The organism is Pseudomarimonas arenosa, assembly GCF_014841215.1.
Classification (GTDB): domain Bacteria; phylum Pseudomonadota; class Gammaproteobacteria; order Xanthomonadales; family Xanthomonadaceae; genus Pseudomarimonas; species Pseudomarimonas arenosa.
In genome coordinates this window covers 49,130-72,766 of record NZ_JACYTR010000002.1, presented here as the reverse complement: position 1 = coordinate 72,766, position 23,637 = coordinate 49,130, and the positions used below count along the sequence as shown (strand labels likewise).

The window sequence follows — 23,637 nt, the reverse complement described above, 5'->3', positions numbered from 1 at the left end:
GAGGCCCGGCAGTGAGTCTAGATGGGATAATCCCGCATTATTCCATGTTAGAAACGACTGCCTTACCGGACATATTGCGGCATTTCATGGTACGTATTAACGTAATACGTACCACAGTACGAAATAATCCAAGGAGGCTTCATGGCCCGCGCTGGCGTGTACCGCACCGACGTAGAGAAGGCCCGCCGAGCGCTGATGGCCCAAGGCAAACACCCCTCCATTGACCTGGTCAGAGCCACCCTTGGCAACACGGGATCGCGCACCACCATCCATCGTCTCCTGAAGGAGATCGAGGCCGATGAGGGGGTATCTGTCGGCGCCCGAATTCCCATCAGCGAGAGCCTTCAGTCTTTGGTGGATAGCCTAGCTTCGCAACTTCAAAAAGAAGCGGACGAGCGCATCGAAGAGCAGCGAGGGATAAGCCAAGCGAAGATCAACGAGTCCAACGCTCGGGCCAGAGCGCTGGAACAGGAGCTAACCTCTCTTCGATCTAGGCTCCAGGACCTAGAAACCTCATTGGGAAGTGAGCGCACCGCCCACGAGGCCACCACCGACCAACTGCAGCAGGCCCACGTGCAAATGGCGCAATTGCAGGAAAGGCTCACCGCTCAGGAACGCCGCGAACGGGAGCAGGCGGAGCATCTGGAATCATTGGAGGAGAAGCATGAGGCGGCTCGCGATGCGTTGGAGCACTTCAGGAATGCAGCCAAGGAGCAACGTGAACGGGAGCAGCGACAACATGACCAAGCCGTGCAGATCCTACAGGTCGAGCTACGACAGGCAGCGGAGCAATTGAATGCGAAGAACACCGATCTCATCCATCTCAATCGCGACAACAGCCGCTTGCTTGAACACACCAATCGACTGCAACAGGAAGTTCGTTCGGTAGCAAGCGAGCGTGACGCGGCACGTTTAGAGAGCGACAAGCTGGCCGTGTTGCCGGCCCGCGTTCAGCAGCTCGAAACTGACCTGGCCAAGTCCGCTGCAGAACAAGCCAGCGTCAAAGAGACCATTGAACAGAAGGATCAGGCCCGTCTACGCTTACAGGAAGAGTTGGGGCGAGCCCGCGTCGAACTGGCTGCCGCCGTTGCTGAGCTGGCCGGAATGCGCGCCATGGTGGGCGCACTTGAACATGCAAAGTCGTCCGCATCAGATCCTCAAAGCTGATAGCTCCTGGCTTCAGGAGATCACTCGAACTAATAGGTCACGGCCGTGACCTCAGTTTGGTTTACTTGGTCCAAGGAGCACGAGAAGCGGGTAATATCAATTTTTCGACTTTCGCCTGAATAATCAAATAGTTGGGAAGTTTTTGGCCGGCTACTACAGCTTCCCTGTCACTGGGCCATGTGGCATTGATAGACTCTGAGAATTACATGCAGAGTAAGAAAATACTTGCAGAGTGACTTCGGTAATACACAATCGCAAGATGACTATCAGGCTAGAGAAAACATTGCGGAACCTGCGCAACACGCGGGACTTCCGCGCAGAGCTGCTAAGTATCGCGGCTGACCTAGCGGAAAACCCGATTGCCGCCGTTATACGGGTGGAGGACCCGGCGATCAGTGAGGTCACCGTTCGCGACGAGTGGTGCCGCATGCTCGCAGCTGTGAAACCTGAGATCACCGCGCGGATGCGACTTGAATTGAAGCCAGCGCCTGCTGCGCGAGTCAAAACGAATTCAGTGCGGATAGGGGTACCAGCGTCTGAACTGATCCCTCTGGATCGCCCCAACTACCGAGCAGAGGTGCTTAGGCTTTTGGTGGGCGCGAGTGTCACCAACCATGGAACGTGTTCGGTCAAGGGGCTGATCGAGCAGATTGGCGCCTCGCAGACACCCATACGGGAAGCTCTGCAAGCGCTTAAGTATTGCGGATTACTCAAAGAGCGATTTGGCGACCAAGTTGATCTGGGGCCGGAGAATTTATCCACCGAACTGATAGCGATGCTTCGAGCAAGGTCGCAAATGCTGCGCTTTCGGTTCGAACGAGGCGCGCGGTTGCGTACGCCCGTCGAATTGTTGGATCGGGCAGTGTCCTTGCTAGGATCAAGCCAAACCCCGACCTGGTCAGGGATCGCCTTGTCTGGCGTCCCAGTTGCACACGCTGAAGTGCCGACCCTGAATATCGCCGGCATGCCCCGCCTCGATTTAGTCGCCTTTGTCCCGCGGGACGTCAGAACCTTTGATGCCCCCGCCATACGCAAACTGAGCGACGGACTGGAGTACGAGCCGAACGTGTTAGCGACAGCCCCGGTCGTGGTCACCTTAGTGCGTGCAGACGAACATGAGACGCGCACCAATGTGATCGAGGGAGTACGTTGCGCCTCAGTCATGGACGTTCTGCTCGCAATGATCGACATGGGCTTGCGCGAGGAAGCATCGGTATATGCATCCAATATGCGCACGCGAACTGCACCCAAACTATGACGCGGGGTTATTCGTCCTGCAGCATGCAACTGCAAGCCGCCACGCACGTGTCCACCTTCGCCAAGCGACCTTACAAGGTTCGCCAGCGAAGCTGACCACGTCCGGTACACCAACTGCCCGACGATTCCAGCGAGTTAACCGGCACAGATCGGACATGAAGCGGACATTGGCAACCAGCTCAGAAGAGGACGAGCTCAACACGTCTTCGTGCGCTAAAAGTTCTAACGTTTCCAGTCGTTACCGGGCGTCGAACCGCAGGTGATCGTGAGGACGGATGAACTCTTAGGGAGATGGAACTAGCATCACCGCGGGGATAAGGTAGTTCGCAGCCTGCCGGGCCCAATACGGACTGGTCGTAGATCTCGACAAGGAACCTTTATGCCCCGCGTTCGCCATGTATCCATCCGGAACTTCCGGTCTATCCACTCGTTGGAATGGGCGCCAGCGCCGGGCATCAACTGCCTGATCGGTCCTGGTGACAGTGGGAAGTCCACACTCTTGGACGCCATCGATCTGTGCTTGGGCGCGCGACGAAGCGTTTCCTTCGGAGACATGGACTTCTACGGCCTTAATGTCGAGGCTCCAATATCCATCATGGTCACGCTGGGAGAACTCCCTGCTTCACTGATGGACATTGATCTTTACGGCGACTTCTTGCGTGGGTTCGACGCGCTCACCGGAGCCGTTGATGACGAGCCGCGAGCTGGGCTGGAGACGGTGTTAACCCTGCTGCTCAAGATCGGGGCAGATTTAGAGCCTTCATGGACGCTTTTCTCAGAGAGGGCCAGCCGCGACGGCCTTGAGCGAGGACTGCCATGGAAAGACCGGACAGCACTGGCACCCGCTCGCATCGGAAGCTTCGCCAGTTCTAATTTGTCCTGGAGCCGCGGCTCTGTGCTCAATCGGCTCACTGACGAACGAGCTGAACTCGGGGCCCAACTTGCACTAGCTGCTCGCCAAGCGCGAGCCAACTTTGGCACCCAAGCGTCGTCCCATTTGGGCCAAACCCTCTCCATCGTGCAAACAACCGCGCAAGCTTTGGGAGTTTCGGTTGGAACGATGCCGCAAGCCCTACTCGATTCGCACTCGGTTTCGATAAGCGAAGGCGCTATCGCGCTGCACAGTGACATTGGCATACCACTGCGCTCCCTGGGCACGGGCTCTGCCCGCCTTCTGGTCACGGGTCTCCAACGGGCCGCGTCCACCTCAGCATCAATCGCCCTGGTGGATGAGGTGGAGTTTGGGCTGGAACCCCATCGGCTAATGCGGTTGTTGGACTCGCTCGGCGCCAAAGACGCAACCTCTCCCCTCCAAGCTTTCTTGACCACCCATTCCCCGGTGGCCTTGCGTGAACTGTCAGGCAACCAACTGTTTGTAGTGCGCCCGGGACCTCCGAGCCACGCAGTGGCTGTCGCCGGAACTTCCGACGAAATCCAAAGCACGCTCCGGACTGACCCGGAAGCATTCCTGGCCAAATCCGTCATCGTGTGCGAAGGGGCAAGCGAAGTGGGCTTCGCCCGCGGCTTGGACCAGTGGTGGGTAAATTGTGGCGCCACCTCCTTTCTGGCGAATGGCGGTGCCTACGTCAACGCAGGCGGTGGTAGCCCTGACAAAGCCTTTGCTCGAGGAGCTGCGCTTCGCAAGCTGGGTTATCGCGTCTTGGTATTCATCGATGCTGACAAGCCCACCAGCGCCGGTGTCGCCGAGGCCTACCTCGCAACGGGCGGGCAGCTCCTGACCTGGCGTAATGGCCTAACACTGGAAGACGAACTCTTTCGCCATCTCAGCATGGACGCGGTCGACGCCCTCATGACCAAGGCCAAGGAACTCGTTGGTGCCGAGTTGATGAACCAGCACATCCAGACGCGATCAGATGGCCGCGCCACCTTGGATAGTGTTGAAACCGAGAGACTAATTCATGGCTATTCAGTCGACGCCCGCGCGCTCCTAGGCCAAGCATCCCGCATCCGTAACAGCGGTTGGTTCAAGTCACTGACCTGCTACCAAGAGATCGCACTAAACATCGTGGGTCCTTCGCTGCCACATGCGGAACCCGGCTTCAAGGGCGTGACAGATCAGCTTTGGGGCTTCACCAGTGCCGCCTGAGATCGATCTGCTGGCTATCCAACGTGGGTCCGTCACCGCGCCGGCCGGCTGCGGAAAGACCCAGCTGATCGCGGATGCACTCAAATCTCACCCAGGGGACAGGCCGTTCTTGGTCCTTACCCATACAAACGCTGGCGTCGCCGCACTGCGAGCGCGCCTGAAACGAGCAGGGGTTCCAAGTAGCGCGTATCGGCTTTCTACGATCGATGGCTTCTCGATAAGGCTCATCGCGAAGTTCCCCGCGCGAAGCGGCCATCCTCCCCAGACGCTAGAGCTCAGGAACCCTAGCAGCGACTACCCTGCGATTCGTGCGGCCGCTCGACACCTCTTGGAAGCTGGCCATGTTAGCCAAGCTATCGCTTCCACGTATGCCCGCTTGCTAGTGGACGAATACCAGGATTGCAGCCTTATCCAACACGCCGTCGTATCCTCGTTGGCTGAGAGCCTGCCCACCTGCGTCCTGGGCGATCCCCTCCAAGCGATCTTCGGGTTTGGAGGGAATCAGCTGGTTCACTGGGAAGGGCATGTTGAAGAACGGTTTCCTGCAGCCGGAGCTCTCGCAACGCCGTGGCGCTGGCGGCTTGCCGGTGCGGAGAACTTAGGACAGTGGCTTTTGTCCCTGAGGCCTTTTCTCTCTGCTGGTCAACCCATCGACCTTCGCAACGCCCCATCAGAGGTTCGTTGGGTCCAATTGACTCATGGCACTGAAGCGCAACAGCGGCTAGTTGCTGCGCGCACAAACGCACCTGGCAGCGAAGGGACGGTGCTTGTCATCGGTGACTCCATGAACGTTCAGGGCCGTCACCAGCTAACCAGCCAAACGCCTGGGGCAATGACAGTCGAGGCAGTGGACCTTCGCGACTTGGTCAACTTTGCGCGGCGCTTCGACTTACGCGCCCCCGATGCGCTGCAAAACCTTGCCGAGATTGCTTCCGCCGTGATGACCGGAGTGGGGGCCAGCAACCTTGTCACACGCGTCGGTTCGCTGCGCTCCGGACGGGCGCGAACAGCGCCCACTCCAGTTGAGCGGGCAGCCTTGACGTTTGAAGCTGAGCGAACCATGCCTCGCGCCCTTGAGCTGGTGAATATGTTGGCGGATCACCCTGAAACGCGCGTGTATCGCCCCGAAATTCTCCGCTGCTGTCGGTCGGCTATGCAGGCAGTAATCAACGGTGGGCAGGACTTTGTCTCCGCCACGCTTCAGGCCCGTGAGCGCAACCGCCACCTCGGCTGTTAGCGCCAGTTGGAAACTGACCCACCTGCCGGTTGAAAACTGACCCACCTGGGCGTACCCCGGCGGCTTCCCGAATTGATGGAAGCGCCGATGTTGGTCCAGGAGGACGCAGTGGAGATCGAGGTGTTGTTGAAACAGGGGATGGGCGTGCGCGAGGTCGCTCGTCGATGTGGGGTGTCTCGCAACACGGTTCGCCGTGTACGCGACGAGGGATCACGGCGGCGCTATCGTCGTGCCGAACGGGCCAGCAAGCTGGATCCGTTCCAGGATTACGTTCGGGATCGCCTGGCGGCCGCGGCGCCGGCCTGGATTCCAGCGACGGTGATCCTGCGGGAGATTCGCGAGCTGGGCTATCGGGGATCGCATTCGATTCTGCGCGCGTTTATGGCGAGCCTGCGCCCGGTAAAACCGCCTGAGCCGGTGGTGCGGTTTGAAACGGCGCCGGGGCAGCAGATGCAGATCGACTGGGCGGAATTTCGCTTTGACGGCCTGCGCTGGTTTGCGTTCGTGGTGGTGCTGGGTTATTCGCGCTGGATCTTCGGTCGCTTTGTCGATGACCAGCGCTTCGAGACCTTGCGCGATCTGCATGTGGCGGCCTTCGAGGCCATGGGCGGGGTGCCGCGCGAGGGCCTGTACGACAACATGGCCACGGTGGTGTTGAAGCGCGATGCCGACGGCAAGGGCCGCCATCGATTCCACGATGGCATGCTCACGCTGTCGCGCGAGTATGGCTTCACCTTGCGGCTTTGCAAGCCGTATCGGGCACGTACCAAGGGCAAGGTGGAGCGCGGCATCCGCTACGTGCGCGAGAGCTTCTTCGAGCCGCTACGGGCCGAGTTCCGGCAACGAGGTGAGGCCCTGACCTTGAATATCGTCAATGCGCGCTTCGCGGATTGGCAGGCCTCCATCGCCAACCAACGCGTGCATGGCACGACCGGCGAGCGCCCTGCGGATCGGCTGCTATTGGAGCGCGCCAAGCTGCTGCCATTGCCAGGCGTTCAACCGGCGCCCAGCGTGCGCGAGATTCAGTCCAAACCGGCACCACCGCCACGACTGAGCACACCGTTGCAGCGACCGCTGTCGAGCTACGATCACTACAGTCGTGGGGTGCAGCCATGAATCTAGCGCAGCAGCGGCTGGCCGCCCTGTGCGGTGATCTCAAGCTGTCCAGTGTGGTTGATGTCGCCACCCACCTGGCGCAAGAAGCCAGCACGGCAAGCTGGAGTTATCTCGACTTCCTGGAGCGCGTGCTGCGTGCTGAGACGGCGCAACGCCAGGAACGCAGTCGAACCATGCTGGTTCGCACAGCCGGCTTCCCGGTGGTCAAGCGGCTGGAGGACTTCGACTTCAGCTTCGCCGGCGCCAACAAGAAGCAGTTCACCGAACTGGCCAATCTGGCCTTTATCGAGCGCGGGGAGAATGTGGTGCTGCTCGGCCCCAGTGGAGTCGGCAAAACGCATCTGGCGCTGGCACTCGGGCTGAAGGCGGCAGAGAACGGCTACAAGGTGCGGTTCTACACCGCCGCCGACTTGATGCGCGAGATCGAGACTGCTCGACGGCAGGAACGCTTGAACAGCCTGTTACGCGGCAATGTCCGAATGCCCAAGCTGTTGATCATAGATGAACTCGGCTACCTGCCGCTTGACAAAGCCGCAGCTCACGACCTGTTTCAGGTTATCGCCAAACGCTACGAGTACGGCAGCCTGATCATCACCAGCAATCTCAATTTTGGCCAGTGGGACCAAACCCTGGCCGGCGACAGCGCTCTGGCGGCAGCCCTGCTCGATCGCCTGCTGCACCACGCTCACGTGATTCCGTTGAGAGGAGAAAGCTACCGACTGAAAGACAAACGCAAGGCCGGATTGATCGAACGAAGGACTGCCGCTAGCTCGGCAGAATGACAGCGCCGGGTGGGTCAGATTTACTTCGGCGGGGTGGGTCAAGATTCAACTGGCGTTGACATCGGCCGCCCAATCCCGCGCCGATCCGTAGGAAGCACGCTGCTCTTGAAGGGACTTGAGGCAGATATTGCGGTAGTTGTTCAGCCAGAAACAATGACCGCCCAGAACCTCTATGTCGCCTTTACAAGAGGAGCTAAAGGGCTGGTTGTATGTTCGCAGACATCCGTCTTGAATGCGGCGCGATAGCACGTCGCCGCTATCCCAGTTGAAAGGCTAGCGCTGCGATCCTAGAGGCTACCAGTCTGGGCGCGCTGTCCGCTTCGGGTCGCATTCCGCCACTCGGAGCTCAACGAGCCGTTCCACTGGAAGGCAGGGGCTGAGGTCGGCCAAGAGCGGGCAGTCGACGGCAATCTGCTGGTCGCCGGGAAAGTGGACCCCCAAGCTATACAGATCAAAGGGTGATCGATTGTTAAGAGTCGCCTGGACATGTGAATTGATTCGTTCTTCAAAAACCGCGATTTGGGAACTGCGGATTAGGCTTCTATGTCAGAGATCATGGCGCCGGCAATGCCAGTTGCTGCCGCGACATGCCGAACACCCGTCGTGCTTGAGTGACAGTGTTCTTGTGCTCATCGGCATTGATGTTCCAGCCTCTATCGATCGCGCTGAACGTGCGCCTGCGCTGCCAGCACAGGTCCCAACAAGCCAACTCGCGCTTCGAGTTTTCTGAGTTGCCCGAGCAGGGCTCTAAGGGCATTCAGAATCATGGTCCGATCTGTTTCCGACGACACTTCTGCCCGCTGAACGTGATCGGTGTAGGCAATCGCATCGGCTACGAGCTCGGACAGCTCTCGGCTCACCCTGGAATAACATAGCCACCGCTCAGAAGAGGGCACCGCGGGATCGATCAGTTGAGCGGCCCAGCGCCCCAGCAAATCTGCGCGACGAGAGAATTGGAAAACATCGTTGATAGGCTCAAGGTCGGTCATGGGCTTCTTGTTCCCCATTCAAGTCAAATCGAAAGCGTGGTTCCGGGTCGGCGACTCGGCGAGCGAGACACGGTCACGACCGGCCTGTTTGGCGTCGTACAAGGCCACGTCGGCGCGCTGCACGAGATCCTCAAAGCACGTGTCGCGCTCGCAGCAACTTGCGATGCCAATGGAGACGGTGACCGTAAAGGACCAGCCGTTGGCGCTGATTGGCGTGCGGCGAACTCGGGCGCGCAACCGTTCTGCCAATACCCGGGACTCGTCCCGCCGTGAAAAGCGCGCTACGACGAGAAACTCCTCTCCGCCAAATCGACCGACGAGGTCACCCGCGCGCACTTGGCTTTGCAGCGCCCTCGCCACGTCGCGAAGCACTTGGTCGCCCACCGCATGGCCAGCTTCGTCGTTGATGCGCTTGAAATGATCGATATCGGCGAGCAGCACCGTGAGAGCCCGATCTTCGGTATTGCGCAGTGCGAATGCACTCTCGCCAGCCGCGTCCAACGACCGACGGCTGAGCAATCCGGTGAGGTGGTCGGTCGCCGCGATGCGCTCAAAACGCCGTCGCACTCGGTCGATTGACAGCGCCAGGAAGGCCGCGGTGCTCGTCACGGGCAGCAGCGGAGCGAGGAGGGCATCGGCGCTGGCAGCGGCTCCTTGTCGAAGCAGACCGGAAGGCACTTCGATGACGAGTCCGTAGTAGAGAGCACGACTCCCCATATACACGCTCGCCACGCAACAAATGCCAAGTAACAAGTGTCGGCTGGCACTTTGCCGAATGCTGCGAATGCGCAGGAGCGACAGCCCGGTCCACCCGAACAGACACGCGGCGATGGCAGATGACACGACGAACCGCGCCGTTGTGGATGGTAGGGCGTACGTAAACAAAGAGATCAGAGGCACATTGAACGCAATAGGAAGCCAAAGCGCGGGTCGGTCAGGGCGCCCATCAAATTGCCGCACTGCCCGCCAGTACCCGGTCAGTCCACCGACAAAGCACGCATTGGCCAAGACAATGGTGAGCAGCTGGGGCCAGGCTGGCTGCCGAGAGAACAAGAAGTAGGCTGTTGCTTGCAGCACCGTGCCGGCTGTCCAACTTCGCACGGAGGCCCGGAGGTCACGTGGCAGGTCGCGCGCCACGAACATCAGCACGCCACCCAATGCCAGCGTGAGGACGGCGCCGAGTTCAAACGCCGTTTGAACGTCCATCACTGCGCCAGCCATGCTGCGCACCCCAGGGCATAGAACACGCCCGGTACGCTAGCCATTGTCTTCGGCCTCATCTGCCGAGCCAGGGATGGCAAGCTTGGCATACGTCTCGGACAGTAAGAGCAGCAACACATCGGACAGCTCTGAGATCGACCGAACGCGAAGGCAGCGACTAGGCAGCAATGTGTCCTGAATGGCGGAGACACCCCGTCCACCGATGATCACGCGGCAGTCGGAAGGGAGTTGCTGATCCAACTGCGTCAGGTGTTTGTTCAAGCGCTGCGCGGAGACCTCCTCCACGAAACTGAGCGCGATAAGTGCCGAGGGCACCAAGTCCGCCGCCTCAACGAGATCCTCGACGCGAAGATCCACACCGAGATTGATGCTCGGAGCCCCGCAGAGCTTTGCGAGCCCGTAGCAAATGAGTGCGCCCACGCCGTGCCTCTCCGGACCCAGCGCGCCGGTCAGCACATGCGCCGCCGCGACCTGCGGCGTTGGTCCCTGGGTCACCATCCTGACCAGTGATTCTGTCAAAAGCCCGGACCACAAGCGTTCCCTAGCGACTGGGCCTGCCGGGCACGTTGCCTGCGTCGTCTTGGCGGCCCAGGGAGCGAGCACATGATCGGCGAATTCGGACAACGATCGTTGGGCCAATGAGGCATGCAATTCGTGTTCAATCTTGGTCACGTCACCGACCCGCACCGCCTCGACTAGACGCTCCACCTCAGGATACTGGGGGCGCCAAGCGTCTCGACGCGCGCGCATCATCACCGCGAGTTCAGGCGTTGATCTCGCAGCCACCTGTCCGATGCGAAACCCGCTACGGCAAGATTCGGCGATCAAGTTGAGTCGGCGCACCTCGCTCATGGAATAGCCACGCAGGCCACTTGTGGCCCGTCGTGGACTCACGACGCCATAGCGGGTCTCCCAAGTGCGCAAGGTGAGCGCGGATACTTTGGTTAGCCGAGCGACATCTGTGATCGCAAACATGGCCCCCTGCCTACCGTTTCGCTATCCGGACAGTAGCGCACACGCATCGGACGGCATCACCTGTTGTATAGGGGCATCCTATGCAAGACGGCTTAATTTTTCAGACTTCGATGTAGAAAGAGGAGGGGCTGTGGTCACCGTGAGTGACGGTGGTCGCGGGGAACTGGCCGCTCGGTCGGCGAATGCGGTGCGGCCGGATCATGAGCGCTTGCAAGGACGGGGCGAACAACCACGCGTGTGCGGGCACCCTGGGGGACGCAGTGCAACCGGGTGCTGACTAGACAGGGTATTTGCAGGACTGCGGCTAGGGAGCATGCGGGGCTTGTCGTCAGCGCCGGGCCGGACAGGTCAGCCGCGCGACGGGCGTCCAGTCGGAACCGCTGGAGGCAAAAGAATCGGTACAAGCGCGTTAACAAGGCAACTCATACCACTCGCTGGGTGTGCGAACACTCAAGGCCGATGCGACGCCGGCCAACTTAGCGTCAAAGGAGCTTACTCCGCATGAGCACTATGACACTCAAAATGCGCTTGAACTTGGCGTTCGGTTCGGTGATCGCATTGCTCGTTACGGTGGCGGTGTTCGCCGTTTATGAGGCACATGAACTTGACGGTCAGACTCGGGAGATCTCGGATGGGTGGCTGCCAAGCGTGAACCTTGCAGGAGAGCTTCGCTATTACGCGGCTCGGGTTCGCACCTCGCATTACAGCCACGTGTTGGCCACGGATACGAATGAAATGCGATCGATCGAATCGCAGGAAGAAGAGCGAGCGGCGGCTTTCGAGCGAGGCCTGTCCCAATACGAGCCGTTGGTCAGTGGCGACAAAGAACGCCAACATCTCTCGGACGTGCAAGCCGCTTGGCGCGACTACCGTGCCTCAGGAAAGGACATATTGGCGCTGTCGAACAGCGGCGACCAAGAAGGCGCCCGGCTCGCGATGAGCGGTGAGTCAAAGACCCACTTTCAGCGGTTGGATACGGCACTGGGCGTGTTAAAGGAATTCAACCAACTCGGCGCCAGTGCCGCCGCCACGGCGGCGGATGATGCCTACACCCTAACCAGAACGCTGATGATCGTCGCGACTGTGCTCGGCGCGATGGGCTGTTTTGGCATCGGCTACTGGCTAAGCCGCATTGTCACTCGACAATTGGGTGGCGACCCCGCCTATGCCGCGCGCACAGTCCAATTGATGGCCAAGGGTGAGTTGAGTCACCCCATCGCGTTGAATCACTCGGGCGCGTCCCTCCTGCGCGACATGCGCGATATGCAAGAGCGCTTGCAGGCATTTTCCTCCGCGCAGATCGACATGGCCAATGAACATGAGCGCGGCGAGATCGATCATCGGATCGATGCGGCCAAATTCCCCGGCCAATTCGGCGTCATGGCCACGGCTGTCAATGATCTCGTCGCGGCGCACCTTGGAGTGCAGATGCGCGTAATCGATCTGGCGGGGCGCTATGCCATCGGTGATCTCTCTCAGGACATGGAAAAGCTCCCCGGCAAGAAGGCGGCGATCACGGAGACCATGGGCACGGTCAAGCGCAACTTGCAGTCGATTAACAACGACCTGCAAACCTTGGTCGCCGCGGCGGCAGCCGGAGATTTCAGTGCCCGCGGCGACGAGAAGCGCTATCAGTTCGCTTTCAAGGAAATGATCGAAGCGTTGAACACGCTAATGAAGACCGCTGATGCCGGGCTGACCGATGTGGGCACGGTGTTGGATGCGCTGGCGCGCGGCGACCTGACGCACCGAGTTGAAAAGGACTACGCCGGCGCGTTCGGACGACTCGCTAACGATGCCAATACAACCGTGACCAAGCTGGCGGAGATCATTGCAGGCATCAAGACCGCGGCGGAAACCATCAATACGGCCGCTGCCGAAATCGCGGCAGGCAACAATGATCTCGCGGCACGAACGGAAACGCAGGCGGCGAGCCTCGAAGAAACCGCCTCTTCAATGGAGGAACTGACCTCGACGGTCCGGCAGAACGCGGAGAACTCACGGCAGGCCCGACAACTGTCGGTTTCGGCAGCGGACGTAGCGCAGCGCGGCGATACGGTGGTGACTGAAGTGGTAGCGACCATGTCCGAGATCAGCGCGTCCAGCAAACGTATCGAAGACATCATCGGCACCATTGATGGCATTGCGTTCCAGACCAATATCCTGGCACTAAACGCCGCCGTGGAAGCCGCACGCGCCGGCGATCAAGGTCGGGGCTTTGCTGTGGTGGCCTCTGAGGTGCGCTCGTTGGCTCAGCGAGCAGCGGAGGCGGCCAAAGAGATCAAGACGCTGATCGCCAGCTCAGTGAAAACGGTGGATAAGGGTTCCTCGCTGGTAGGCGAAGCCGGACAAACTATGCAGGAGATCATGGGCTCGGTGCGCCGCGTCACCGATATCATGAGCGAGATCACGGCCGCGTCGGACGAACAAGCCAGTGGCATTGAGTTGGTCAACACCACGATTGTGCAAATGGACCAGGCCACGCAGCAGAATGCGGCCTTGGTGGAAGAAGCGTCGGCTGCGGCGCGCGCGATGGAAACGCAAGCCGTGCAGCTGAATGCATCGGTCGCAGCCTTTGTGCTGAATGGCGTGGGTGCGCAACGCTCGAACACGCTTTCTGACGGTCATCATGCTCGTCGATCACACGTGAGCCAACCGACGAGCGGGAAGCACCATGCCTCACGAACAGTGAGCCCTCCCAAGCGAGCCCCATCGATGGCCGCGGGAAGCCATGATGCCGATTGGAGTGAGTTTTAAGGGTTTCGCCCGGCCGCTTCGCGTGCTGCCGTTGGTCGTGGTGAGCAACGTGCGGAAACGCGCTGAGGTGAGCGGAGCACGTGAACTCGCGGGTTCATGAAAAGATGGGGTGCCGAAGGCTCACGCCGCGCTTCCTGAGCCTGAGTATTCGTGCGGCAGAGGTTGGGGAATCGCCGCCCTGTGAATAATGTCACTTGCATAGCGTAGACCTATTCAAAGGGGTTGCGTTTTGCAGTGACCCCGGTAGAACCAGAAGGGTTGGGGTCACACCAGATCACCGTCAATCGCCGTGACCCGCGAGCATTCCAATGAGTCGGAGGTCGCTATGCAGTCGGATCGGAAGCACGCGCGCGGATTCATTGACTTTTTCCGCTCTGGGCGCGGACGACTGGAAGCGCGAAACGAGGCCTTGTGCCGGTCGCAGGCCGTGATCGAATTCCAGCCAACCGGCACGATTGAGTGGGCCAACGAGAACTTCCTGGCAGTCATGGGCTATCGATTGCACGAGGTTGTCGGCCAGCATCACCGAATGTTCGTCGCCAAGGAAACGGCGGCCTCGGCCGACTATTCGACATTCTGGCGCGACCTACAAAAAGGCGAATTCAAAGCGGGGCAGTTCTGCCGTCGCAACAAGGCCGGCAAGGACGTCTGGCTGCAGGCCACCTACAACCCGATCATGGACCGGAGCGGCAGGGTGGAATCGGTGGTGAAGTTTGCAATGGATATCACCGTGCTCAAACTGCGCGAGTACGATGTCGAGGGCCAAATTTCCGCCATCAATACCAACATGGCCGTGATCGAATTCGACTTGGATGGGAGAATTCTCCGGGCCAATGCCGGCTTCTTGCAGACGATGGGTTACACCGAGGCTGAGGTGGTTGGGCAACACCATTCCATGTTTATCGAGCCGGCCCAACACGGAAAAGCCGAGTACAAGGCGTTCTGGGCGGACCTGCGTGCCGGCAAAGCCAGTACTGGCTCATTCGGTCGCATCGGCAAAGGTGGCCGTCGCGTATGGATCGAGGCGAGCTACAACCCGATCATTGGGCCCGACGGCAGGCCGTTCAAGGTCGTGAAATACGCGACCGACGTGACGGCGCAGCGCACGCGCGCGGCCGATGCGAACAGCCAATTGCGGGCGATTGGCAAGGTACAGGCCGTCATCGAATTCACCCTGAGTGGAGAGATCGTCACGGCTAACGACAACTTCTTGCGCAGCATGGGCTATCAACTGGAAGAGATCCAAGGCCAGCATCATCGGCGGTTTGTGACGCCCGAATTCGCGAGCAGTGCCGACTATCGCGCCATGTGGGAGCAGCTGGCGAGCGGCCAGCCAATAACAGGCCAGTTCCAGCGCCTCCGGAAGGACGGCACCGATATCTGGCTGAACGCCAGTTACAACCCGATTCTGGATGCCGACGGGAAGCCGGTCAAAGTCATCAAGTACGCCACCGACGTCACGGCGCAGGTCGCGCTGGCCAATGCGCTGAAGCAGATGGTGTTGGGGATCAATCAGACCGCCGAGAAGATAAAGGTGGCCTCCGCTGAGATCGCCTCAGGAAATGCCGACCTGTCGGCACGCACTGAGTCGCAAGCGGCGAGCCTGGAAGAAACCGCATCGTCGATGGAAGAGCTGACCGCCACCGTCAAGCAAAACGCCGACGCGGCGGACGAAGCCAACCGGTTGTCCGCGCAGGCCGCCGCCGAGGTGAAGCAGGGCGCGGGCTCTGTAGAAGGCATTGTGGAGACAATGAAGAAAATTGCATCGTCCAGCAAGAAGGTCGGTGAAATCATTGGCGTGATTGATGGCATAGCTTTCCAAACCAACATTCTGGCCTTGAACGCGGCGGTCGAGGCCGCGAGGGCCGGCGAGCAAGGGCGGGGTTTTGCGGTGGTGGCGTCTGAAGTGCGGAGCCTGGCCCAGCGCTGCGCCGAGGCTGCGCGGGATATCAAGCAGCTGATCGCAGAGTCGTCGCAACAAGTGGCGGACGGCACGCAACGTGTGGAAGTTGCCGGGCGCACCATGGAAGGCATACGAGGTTCCATCGATCGCGTCAGCGAGTTGATGAGAGAGATTGCCGCGGGGTCGGCTGAGCAATCCGTCGGCATCGAACAAGTCAGCAAGACGGTTGTGCAGTTGGACGATGCTACGCAGCAAAACGCGGCCATGGTGGAGGAGGCCAGTGCCGCCGCGCGCGCTTTGGATGAACAAGCCAGTGCCTTGCATGCCAACGTAGAGGCCTTTCTGCGTGACAACAAACTTGACGCCGAGTGACATTGCGCCGAGGGAATTCCCAACTGAACGATCCTCAGCATTCGGTGATAGAGACGCCAGACCAGTTCTTGATCACGCTCGCTGCCGCATGGCATGCGTCGCTGAACGAATCCAGCTACTGGCCGGAGCTTGCAAGTGCTACCTGGGAGGAGTTGAGTGCCGCGGCCCGGGAACTGGGTCCGGTGCTCGCTTCATCGCGCGCGGCCTTGGGCGACGACTCGCAAGTTGCGCTTGCCGCCGTGTGCGCGAGGCTTGGTCGACTCGCCGCTCAGGGGTATCCGTCGGCCGCCACTCACCCCGCGGTGAGCACGCTCTTGGATGAGATAAAGCTCGCGCTCGAGACACTCTCTTAAAGGAATGCGAATGCCAAGGCGTGCCCAGTTGCAGACACGAAGAGCACAACGCCAGCCCGCCGGCCGCAACCACGCAGGAATTGAAAGCAGCCGGGAGAGTGAGGAGACCTTGATGGACGCGCCAATACGAAAGCTCAATCGCCTACGTCCGGCCAGGTCTGGAACAAATCGGCGGTCCGAGACCGAACGAGAGTGCGCTGCGATCCGGCTTGAGCGATGGATTCAAGTCATTCGTAACCACCTCGGTATGGATGTCGCCTTCGTGTCCGAGTTTGGTCAAGGACGCCGGCTGTTTCGATGGGTCGACTCGTGCTTGACGGATTGTCCCGTTGTGCAGGGTCAGTCCGACCCACTAGAAAGCACGTTTTGCCAACGCGTGGTCGATGGTCGCTTCCCCGAACTGATGCCCTGTGTGCCGGATTTGCCTGAAGCGAACGCCCTATCGCGCCGCCTGCAACTGACAGTCGGTGCGCATCTGAGTGTGCCGATCACCCTCAAAAATGGCGACGTATTTGGAACGTTCTGCTGCTACAGCTTGCAGCCAAATCATGGGCTCGGCGAACGCGATCTGGCGCTTATGCGTGCTGTTGCTGAATTGGTTTCTCACAGCATTGACGATGAGCGCGAAGCAAAACGCCATGCCATCGAGGCCCGGGCGCGCATTGAGCACATGCTTCGTTCGGCAGATGGGCTGCGCATTGTCTATCAGCCGATCTACAACCTCATCGAAGAACGGATCGTCGGCTATGAAGCCTTGGCTCGATTTCAGCACGGTCCAGCGCGAGGCCCCGACCACTGGTTTGCCGAAGCGGTCGCCTGCGGCCTGGGACCTGATCTAGAACTCAAAGCAATTGAAATCGCCTTGGGTAGTCTCAAGCGTTTTCCCGACCGCGCACGTGTGTCAATCAACGTCTCCCCCGAAACGATGTTGGACCATCGTCTTCGCTCGCTCTTGAAGCCATTGCCTGTGCAACGCATCGTGCTTGAATTAACCGAGCACGTCGCAACCACCTGTTATGCACAAATCGCGGACGCGCTCACGCCGTTGAGAGCCCAGGGCATGCAGCTGGCGGTAGATGATGCCGGCGCAGGGCACTCGAGCTTCCTGCACATACTGAGTCTGTCGCCCGATGTCATTAAGCTAGACATCGGGCTAACGCGGGACATCGATCGTGATCCGAATCGGCGATTTCTCGCGACGGCGCTGATCGGATTTGCTGCGAGCGCTGGCGTCAAGATTGTGGCGGAGGGCGTTGAGCGCCAAGAGGAGCTCGATACCTTGAAGGCGTTGGGTGTTCAAAAAGCGCAGGGCTATTATCTCGGCAAGCCCATGACGCTGGACGACGCGTTAGCACTGGCATGATGCACGCCTAATACTTGAGAGCTCAAAGAGCTCGACGCCAAGCCAACGTCAGATCTAATCCGGACCAACCAAACACCTTCGCCGTTAGAGTTCGCTGCAGAATCACCGCTGGTCAGATTTCAAAAGCAATCCGAGACAACGCTCGACACGACTTTCCAATGATGCGGCACGACTCGGCCCGTTCATGAGCCCCCGCCGTGCCTTTCGATGGCAGGCGTGCAGACGTACGCGGATAGAGCCAACACCCATGGCGCCACGGCTGGAACGTCTGCTCTCCTACCGTTGGAAATCTTCAAAGCCACCGACTGCTTTGGGTCGCACTCCGCCACTCGGAGATCAACGAGCCGTTCCACTGGCAGGCAGGGACCGAGCTCAGGCAGAAGCGGTCATTCGACCGATCCTCTTAGCGATGAATACAACTACAGGAATTCAGCAGAGATCCTGTCCAGATCCATCGGCGTGATTCCCTGGTGCTCGGCGAACACCGTATCGGCGTCGTCAAGACTATCCACGGACGAGCCGCGAGCGCGCACGTGCAGCTCGAACAGCGTGTGCAGGTCGAGCTTGCGCAGCTGGGTGAGTGCCCGGAGCATCAACGAGACACCGGCAAGGTTGTTGTGGACGTTGTTCTGCCACTGCGGGCTCGTGCTGACGGCGATGTCTGCCCAGATCATCTCGCGTGCCTGCAGGTCGAACACCATCGGCAGGCAGAACTCGGTGGCGGATGACACGTCGAAGCGATCCACCACTGTAGCCGGCTCGTAGGGCTCGCCGGAACCTGGGTGGTGCCGCGCCATCCAGCCGGCGAAACACTCGGGAAGGTTGCAGAATGGCTGGCGCGTGTAGTTGCTGATGCAGGCCACCACGTAACGCACTCCGATGTTCATGCATCGATCGACGTCGATGTCGATAAACTCGCTTGCCCCTTTGGGGGCATCGACAACAGCGTCAAGCAAGCCTGCCGCCCCATTCTGAGCGCCTTAGGTCTAGACTTTGTTGTAAGCAAAACACTTCGTTTGGCAAGCATATGCGCCAGACAGACTAAGGAAGTACTGGGTGTGAATTACTTCACTTGATGTTTGAGCGACGGCCCTGTCCTATAGGGGCGCAAGTCAACGCAAATCGATTAGGGTGGGTTATCTGGGGTGCTGAAGGGTGCGTGGACTCGCAGGCTACTGTCTTAGAAGCAGGGGCCACTTATGAAGCCTCTTCGCAAGCGCCGCGCACCGGATATGGCCGCCCGGTGCAGACTCATCCGTTCACGGTCAGCGGCCGCGATTTCCGGGTTCTACCGGCCGTAACGACTTAGCTACCGAAGACCGTTCCCGTCGTGGTAGGGGACGTTAGGCATGACGAACTGGACGGACAATGGATACACCAGAGCCTGATTCAACCCTGGAAGCCCTCTCGAGTACGGCGCTGAATGCACGGCTGGCTCTCACTGACTGGGAGAACGACACGGAGTTCGTCAAACACGAACAAGTGTTCCGGTTGTTCCGCCGCGCAAACGACAGTGGCGACCGCGCGCGCGCCGGACAACTCTCGGCCGCTTTGTCAAGACGCCTTCTCCGTTTGTCCAAGGGATTTGCTGTCCAAAGCGGCATCTACCCAGGAAACATCGACAACCTGGACCAGGCCGCGGAGGAGATTTCCCAATTCGTCTGGGAATGCCTGGTTGCCCGCCCTAAAGACGCAGCGCATGCTGAAGAGTACTTCGGCCAATTGTTTACCCGCCGTGCCATTGATTTTCAGAGAAGGCTTCTGGCCAAGAAGCGCAAGTGCCAGGACAGCCTAGATGCGCTGGACCAAGTGCCGGAAGACGTTCCCGACTCCTGGTCGGATCCAGCTCCGAACCCAGAAGTGGTCTTGGCAACGAAACAGGAACACGCACTGATTGTTAGGCGCATGCAGGCAATCCTGACCAAGCAGGAGCTTTCGACCTACGTAATGCTGTATGTCGAGGAAATGCCGGTCAAGGACATCGCGGCATCCCTGGGTGTTACGCCGAGGACAGTCAACAACTACAAGAATGCTGCGCTAGACAAGATTTGCAAGGAGTTCACCCCATGACTACGCCCGCCCGCAGGATGTCGCTCGAGGAAGTGCTCGACGAGTTCTTCTACTCAGCCGACAAACCCTCCGCCACTATGGTGCTCAATGCCTGCCAAGCCCATCCCGAGTATCGGGAGGACATCATGGAGTTCGCGTCGCTTTGGTCGGCTTATGCGGCTTCGCCAGAGCCTGCAAGAATTATGGACGAGGTGTCCGAGGTATCTGTCAATCGTCTTCAGAGCTTCGTGCTTAATCTGTTGCACGAAGCCGACCGCAAGGCCGATGCGAAGCCAAGTTGCGATGTTGTTTCTGCAGCCATAGAAGGCTTGGCGGGAGGAAAGCTTCGGCGGGCGGCCAAAGCTGCTGAGCTTGGAGAATCAACCCTGCTTTTGCAGAAGGTTCTAACCAAGCGAATACCAAACGTCCCTCGCTTCGTTCTCGATAGATTGGCCGAACATTTCAATCTCACGATCGAGGCGCTTGGTCAGGCGCTCAGTCCGGGGCTGGCAGGTGCGCGAAGTTACAAATCCTCTGATAAGCCAAATAACCAAGCTGAGGAAACTTGGGAGAGCGCCGTTCGCTCTCTCCCAGTTCCAGAAGAAGAGAAGAAGCGACTACTGAGTCTTCAACACCGAGGCTGATAGCTCTTGACCCCTTTCCATCGAGCTCGAGATGCCGCGAAACAGCTGCGCACCGCGCTGTTTGGCGACTTGTCATCAGCAGCGCTCGTTTCGACTCGCGTCGTCGAAGCCGTCGCGCATGAGGACGCAGAGGATTTCGATATCTCGCCTGCGCACCCGGCTGACAAAGCACTTGGTGGCGCCGACGCGGTACTACTGCGCAAGTTCCGCCAGATTATTGTCCGCAACGACGTGCCGAGCGAGGAGCGTTCGTTCCTGATTGCCCATGAGTTTGGGCATTGGAAGCTTCACCCGGAGGAGCATGACAGTTGCCATAGGGTGATTGATTCGACCTTGAAGCCTGACGACGCCGACACGTTCGGCGCCCAGAAGGTTGAGGCGTACGGTGCCCGCGAACGGGCGGAGTTGCAGGCCAACATCTTCGCTCGGGAGCTCTTGCTTCCGCGCGAACTCGCCCGATCCTTGTTTCTGGCAGGATGGACCGCGACCCGGATCCAACAGACCCTGTGCTTGCCGTTGGAGCTGGTTCGCCAGCAACTCTTGGATGGGCTGCTGCTGCCGGACCATGGTCCGGCGGCCGACAAGACCTTGGGGGCGATTACCCCGACCAAGGAGCAAACTGAGGCGACGACGTCGCAGGCAAAAGCTTCGCTTGTGGTCGCCGGGCCCGGAACCGGCAAGACGGCCACGTTGCTCATGCGCGTGCAGCACCTGCTTTCGCAGGGAGCCAACCCGAGCGAATTGCTCCTGCTGACCTTCTCGAACCGGGCTGCCCGTGAACTGGTAGAGCGCCTTCAGCTGGCAGGGGTGGAGAACGCCCATGAGATCTGGGTAGGTACCTTTCACGCCTTCGGGCTGGAGTTCCTGCGTAAGAACCACGAACGCTTTGGCCTTCGTTCCGTTTTTGGTGTGGCCGACAAAATGGCGCAGATTGCGCTGATCGAACCGCACATCTATGGCCTGAATCTCAGTGCATTCAGTCCGCTGGGAGATCCCCTCGACTGGCTGAACCAGGTCGTGATCGCCATTCAGCGAGCCAAGGACGAACTTGCCGATGCGAATGCCTTCGCGCAGGCCGTTGAACTGTCTGCTTCGCAGGCCGACAGTATTGCCCTGGAAAAGCAGCGCGACATCGTCAAGCTCTATCGTTGCTATGAGGAGCGGTTGCGAGCCGATGGCGGCTTGGTGGATATGGGTGACCTGGTCATGCTGCCCGCACTGGCCCTTAGCCAGGATCACGCAAAGTTCCTCGCTAGCGTGGGTCGCTTCAAGCATGTGCTCGTCGATGAATACCAGGATGTGAACCGCGCTAGCGCCCGGCTCGTCCAGGCGTTGGCCAAGCACGCGGACTCTTTGTGGGTCGTGGGTGACGCACGGCAGGCCATCTACCGGTTCCGTGGCGCGTCGATGCGCAACATCCTGGCGTTCGGCGAAGACTTCCCGGACCACAAGACATTCCCGCTCAACGAGAACCGACGGAGTTACTCGGAGGTCGTGAAGGTGTTCGAGCACACCGGTCGCGATGCCAATCCGCTGCAAATGGTCCTACCGCTGGACGATGTGTCTCCCGTACGCGGCGCCAGTGGTGTCCGGCCGCGGCATATCCAATGTGCGAATAACGACATCGTTCGTGGGGAGTTGGCGAGCAATGTACGGCGCCTTCATGCGCAGGGAGTGCCTTATCGCAACCAAGTGATACTCGCCAGCATGCATGACACTTGTGGAGACGCCGCAGATGCTCTTAATGCAGCGGGCGTGCCGGCGCTCCACTTGGGCGACATCTTCCATCGTCCTGAAATCAAGGACCTGTTGGCATTGCTGCAGCTGTTCGTGGATCGTTCTGGCAGCGGTCTGGTGCGTGCCGCGCGTCTACCCGGATTGCAGCTGCCGCCAAACGACCTAGAGTTCCTGATTGACTGCCTCAAGACCCGACGGCCTGACGCGCTGTCTTGGTTGCAGGCCACCCCCGAGGGGCTGTCTTTGCAGGGACAGGCGGCGGTGCAGCAGTGGGCGACGATCTTCCACGGATTGAGCTCGGGCTGCTCACCCTGGGACGTTGTGTGCATCCTGCTCTTTGACAGGACCGACATTCTTCGACCGCATCTGGCCGGCGACACCATTCTGGACATCACTCGCCGACTGGCGCTGTGGCAGTTCATCTATTACCTGCGCGCTCCGGACGGGGGCCGCACGTATCAAACCGTCGGAAGCTTCATCACCCGCCTGCGACGTCGCTTGCGGGTTGGCGACGACCGCGAGTTTCGCATGCCGCCACCCGAAGCCGACGGCTTGGATGCCGTGGCTGTCATGACCATCCACCAAAGCAAGGGCCTGGAGTTCGAGGCCGTCCACCTGGTGGACGTTGACGCCTGGCATTTTCGGGTTCTTGATGATTCGGACTTGGTACCGCGCTCGCTCCTGCATTCGGTGGTACCCAGGGACAACTTCGAGGCTGAAACCGAGGCGTCCAACAAGCTCTATGTCGCGCTTTCGAGAGCCAAGAAACATCTCATCCTTTACGAGACCCGGGCGCGACACAACGCGGCGTGCGTCGCCGCGGTAACGAAAGCGGCTCATCTCCTGGACCGGGTCATGGGCACCTTCGTTCTGCCAAAGGCGCCGCCTACTCCCGGAGCGATTCAGCCCCAGTCCGTTGATGCCTTCGATTTTGGAGGTTTCCTCACGTATCGGGCCTGCCCGCGTCGCTACTACTACGACGTGGTGCGAGGTCTCAGCCCCACGGCCGGATTGCATCCGGCTACTCTGGTCGGGGGGGCTGTCATGAGAGAACTGTTCGCACTTCATGACGCCGTTCCCGGTGAACCCCCGAGCGAAGTCGAGCGGGTGCTCGCTTCGTTCGGGCCCGAACTTCGGGACTCGTTGCCGTACCTGAAGGCCTACGCCGACCAGTTGCTGGCGTCCGGGCGCAGTTGGTTGGGTACGTCTCGCGCCGCGATGGCGAAACCCTTCCGGGTGACCTGCGCAGGACTTCCCTTGGTCGTGTCACCGCATCGTATTGGCCAGTCAGGATCGGCTATCACAATCGAGTTCGTACGAACGAACCCGCCGGGGAAAGTGTCGGCGCAACGTACTGCCCTGAAATGGGTGTTGAAGTACCTCAGCGAAGCCCATCGCGAGTACTCGTTCACGGGCAGTCTCTACTCGCTTAGCAACGGGGCAACCGAAACCGTTTTTCCGTACAGAAGACTGCCGGACGACTTCGTACTCGTTCCGGTCGCAGACGGGCTGAAGGCAGGCGACTTTCAGGCTCAGCCCGCTCCGTGGGCGTGTCCGAAGTGCAGACATTTCATGTATTGCCCAGCCTGACGCTCTCCAGTAATTCTC

16 protein-coding genes and 1 pseudogene are annotated in these 23,637 nt (G+C 59.8%); 13 read left to right on the top strand and 4 right to left on the bottom strand.

The window, feature by feature from the left end:
- Positions 1 to 141 precede the first annotated feature (141 nt).
- From IFO71_RS01335 to istB, 7 genes and pseudogenes are all read left to right on the top strand, one after another.
- Positions 142 to 1,167, top strand: a complete 1,026-nt coding sequence (locus IFO71_RS01335; protein WP_192027725.1) for a DNA-binding protein — start codon at positions 142 to 144, stop codon at positions 1,165 to 1,167.
- Positions 1,168 to 1,426: 259 nt separating this feature from the next.
- Positions 1,427 to 2,425: a hypothetical protein gene (locus IFO71_RS01330; RefSeq protein WP_192027724.1), complete on the top strand. Its 999-nt coding sequence runs from the start codon at positions 1,427 to 1,429 to the stop codon at positions 2,423 to 2,425.
- Between the two features lie 378 nt (positions 2,426 to 2,803).
- Positions 2,804 to 4,531: an ATP-dependent nuclease gene (locus IFO71_RS01325; RefSeq protein WP_192027723.1), complete on the top strand. Its 1,728-nt coding sequence runs from the start codon at positions 2,804 to 2,806 to the stop codon at positions 4,529 to 4,531.
- Positions 4,521 to 5,018: pseudogene (locus IFO71_RS21675) on the top strand (UvrD-helicase domain-containing protein); the annotation flags it as partial. The gene IFO71_RS01325 and the pseudogene IFO71_RS21675, both read left to right, overlap by 11 nt.
- Positions 5,019 to 5,315: 297 nt before the next feature.
- The gene (locus IFO71_RS21670; RefSeq protein WP_225444306.1) at positions 5,316 to 5,768 is read left to right on the top strand and encodes a hypothetical protein; all 453 of its coding nucleotides are present in this window, start codon (positions 5,316 to 5,318) and stop codon (positions 5,766 to 5,768) included.
- Between the two features lie 87 nt (positions 5,769 to 5,855).
- Positions 5,856 to 6,884, top strand: a complete 1,029-nt coding sequence (gene istA / locus IFO71_RS01315) for an IS21 family transposase (RefSeq protein WP_192027721.1) — start codon at positions 5,856 to 5,858, stop codon at positions 6,882 to 6,884.
- Positions 6,881 to 7,666, top strand: coding sequence for an IS21-like element helper ATPase IstB (istB, locus tag IFO71_RS01310; RefSeq protein WP_192027720.1), 786 nt, complete (start codon positions 6,881 to 6,883; stop codon positions 7,664 to 7,666). The genes istA and istB overlap by 4 nt, the downstream gene beginning before the upstream one ends.
- A gap of 653 nt (positions 7,667 to 8,319) precedes the next feature.
- Here the strand turns inward: istB and IFO71_RS01305 are convergent.
- From IFO71_RS01305 to IFO71_RS01295, 3 genes are read right to left on the bottom strand one after another with little or no spacing between them, the layout of a single operon-like run.
- Positions 8,320 to 8,655, bottom strand: coding sequence for a hypothetical protein (locus IFO71_RS01305; RefSeq protein WP_192027719.1), 336 nt, complete (start codon positions 8,653 to 8,655; stop codon positions 8,320 to 8,322).
- A gap of 18 nt (positions 8,656 to 8,673) precedes the next feature.
- Positions 8,674 to 9,876, bottom strand: a complete 1,203-nt coding sequence (locus IFO71_RS01300; protein ID WP_192027718.1) for a GGDEF domain-containing protein — start codon at positions 9,874 to 9,876, stop codon at positions 8,674 to 8,676.
- A gap of 36 nt (positions 9,877 to 9,912) precedes the next feature.
- Positions 9,913 to 10,851, bottom strand: coding sequence for a MerR family transcriptional regulator (locus tag IFO71_RS01295; RefSeq protein ID WP_192027717.1), 939 nt, complete (start codon positions 10,849 to 10,851; stop codon positions 9,913 to 9,915).
- Positions 10,852 to 11,352: 501 nt separating this feature from the next.
- Here IFO71_RS01295 and IFO71_RS22250 point away from each other — a divergent pair.
- From IFO71_RS22250 to IFO71_RS01280, 3 genes are all read left to right on the top strand, one after another.
- Positions 11,353 to 13,608 carry a methyl-accepting chemotaxis protein gene (locus IFO71_RS22250; protein WP_192027716.1) on the top strand — a complete coding sequence of 752 codons (2,256 nt, stop codon included), beginning with the start codon at positions 11,353 to 11,355 and terminating at the stop codon, positions 13,606 to 13,608.
- A 325-nt stretch (positions 13,609 to 13,933) separates the two neighbouring features.
- Positions 13,934 to 15,883: a methyl-accepting chemotaxis protein gene (locus tag IFO71_RS22245; RefSeq protein WP_192027715.1), complete on the top strand. Its 1,950-nt coding sequence runs from the start codon at positions 13,934 to 13,936 to the stop codon at positions 15,881 to 15,883.
- A gap of 357 nt (positions 15,884 to 16,240) precedes the next feature.
- Complete coding sequence (locus IFO71_RS01280; RefSeq protein WP_332309283.1) at positions 16,241 to 17,599, top strand: EAL domain-containing protein; 1,359 nt, start codon at positions 16,241 to 16,243, stop codon at positions 17,597 to 17,599.
- Positions 17,600 to 18,018: 419 nt separating this feature from the next.
- On the opposite strand, the gene IFO71_RS01275 is transcribed toward IFO71_RS01280, so the two are convergent.
- Positions 18,019 to 18,474 (bottom strand): hypothetical protein, encoded by a 456-nt coding sequence (locus IFO71_RS01275; RefSeq protein WP_192027713.1) that lies wholly within the window; start codon positions 18,472 to 18,474, stop codon positions 18,019 to 18,021.
- Between the two features lie 493 nt (positions 18,475 to 18,967).
- On the opposite strand from IFO71_RS01275, the gene IFO71_RS01270 reads away from it, so the two are divergent.
- Genes IFO71_RS01270 through IFO71_RS01260 form a run of 3 tightly spaced genes read left to right on the top strand, consistent with a single transcriptional unit; the run spans position 18,968 to position 23,619 of the window.
- Positions 18,968 to 19,669, top strand: coding sequence for an RNA polymerase sigma factor (locus IFO71_RS01270; protein WP_192027712.1), 702 nt, complete (start codon positions 18,968 to 18,970; stop codon positions 19,667 to 19,669).
- Positions 19,666 to 20,292, top strand: coding sequence for a hypothetical protein (locus IFO71_RS01265; RefSeq protein WP_192027711.1), 627 nt, complete (start codon positions 19,666 to 19,668; stop codon positions 20,290 to 20,292). Before IFO71_RS01270 ends, IFO71_RS01265 begins: the two co-directional genes overlap by 4 nt.
- Positions 20,293 to 20,298: 6 nt before the next feature.
- Positions 20,299 to 23,619: a UvrD-helicase domain-containing protein gene (locus IFO71_RS01260; RefSeq protein WP_192027710.1), complete on the top strand. Its 3,321-nt coding sequence runs from the start codon at positions 20,299 to 20,301 to the stop codon at positions 23,617 to 23,619.
- Positions 23,620 to 23,637 lie beyond the last annotated feature (18 nt).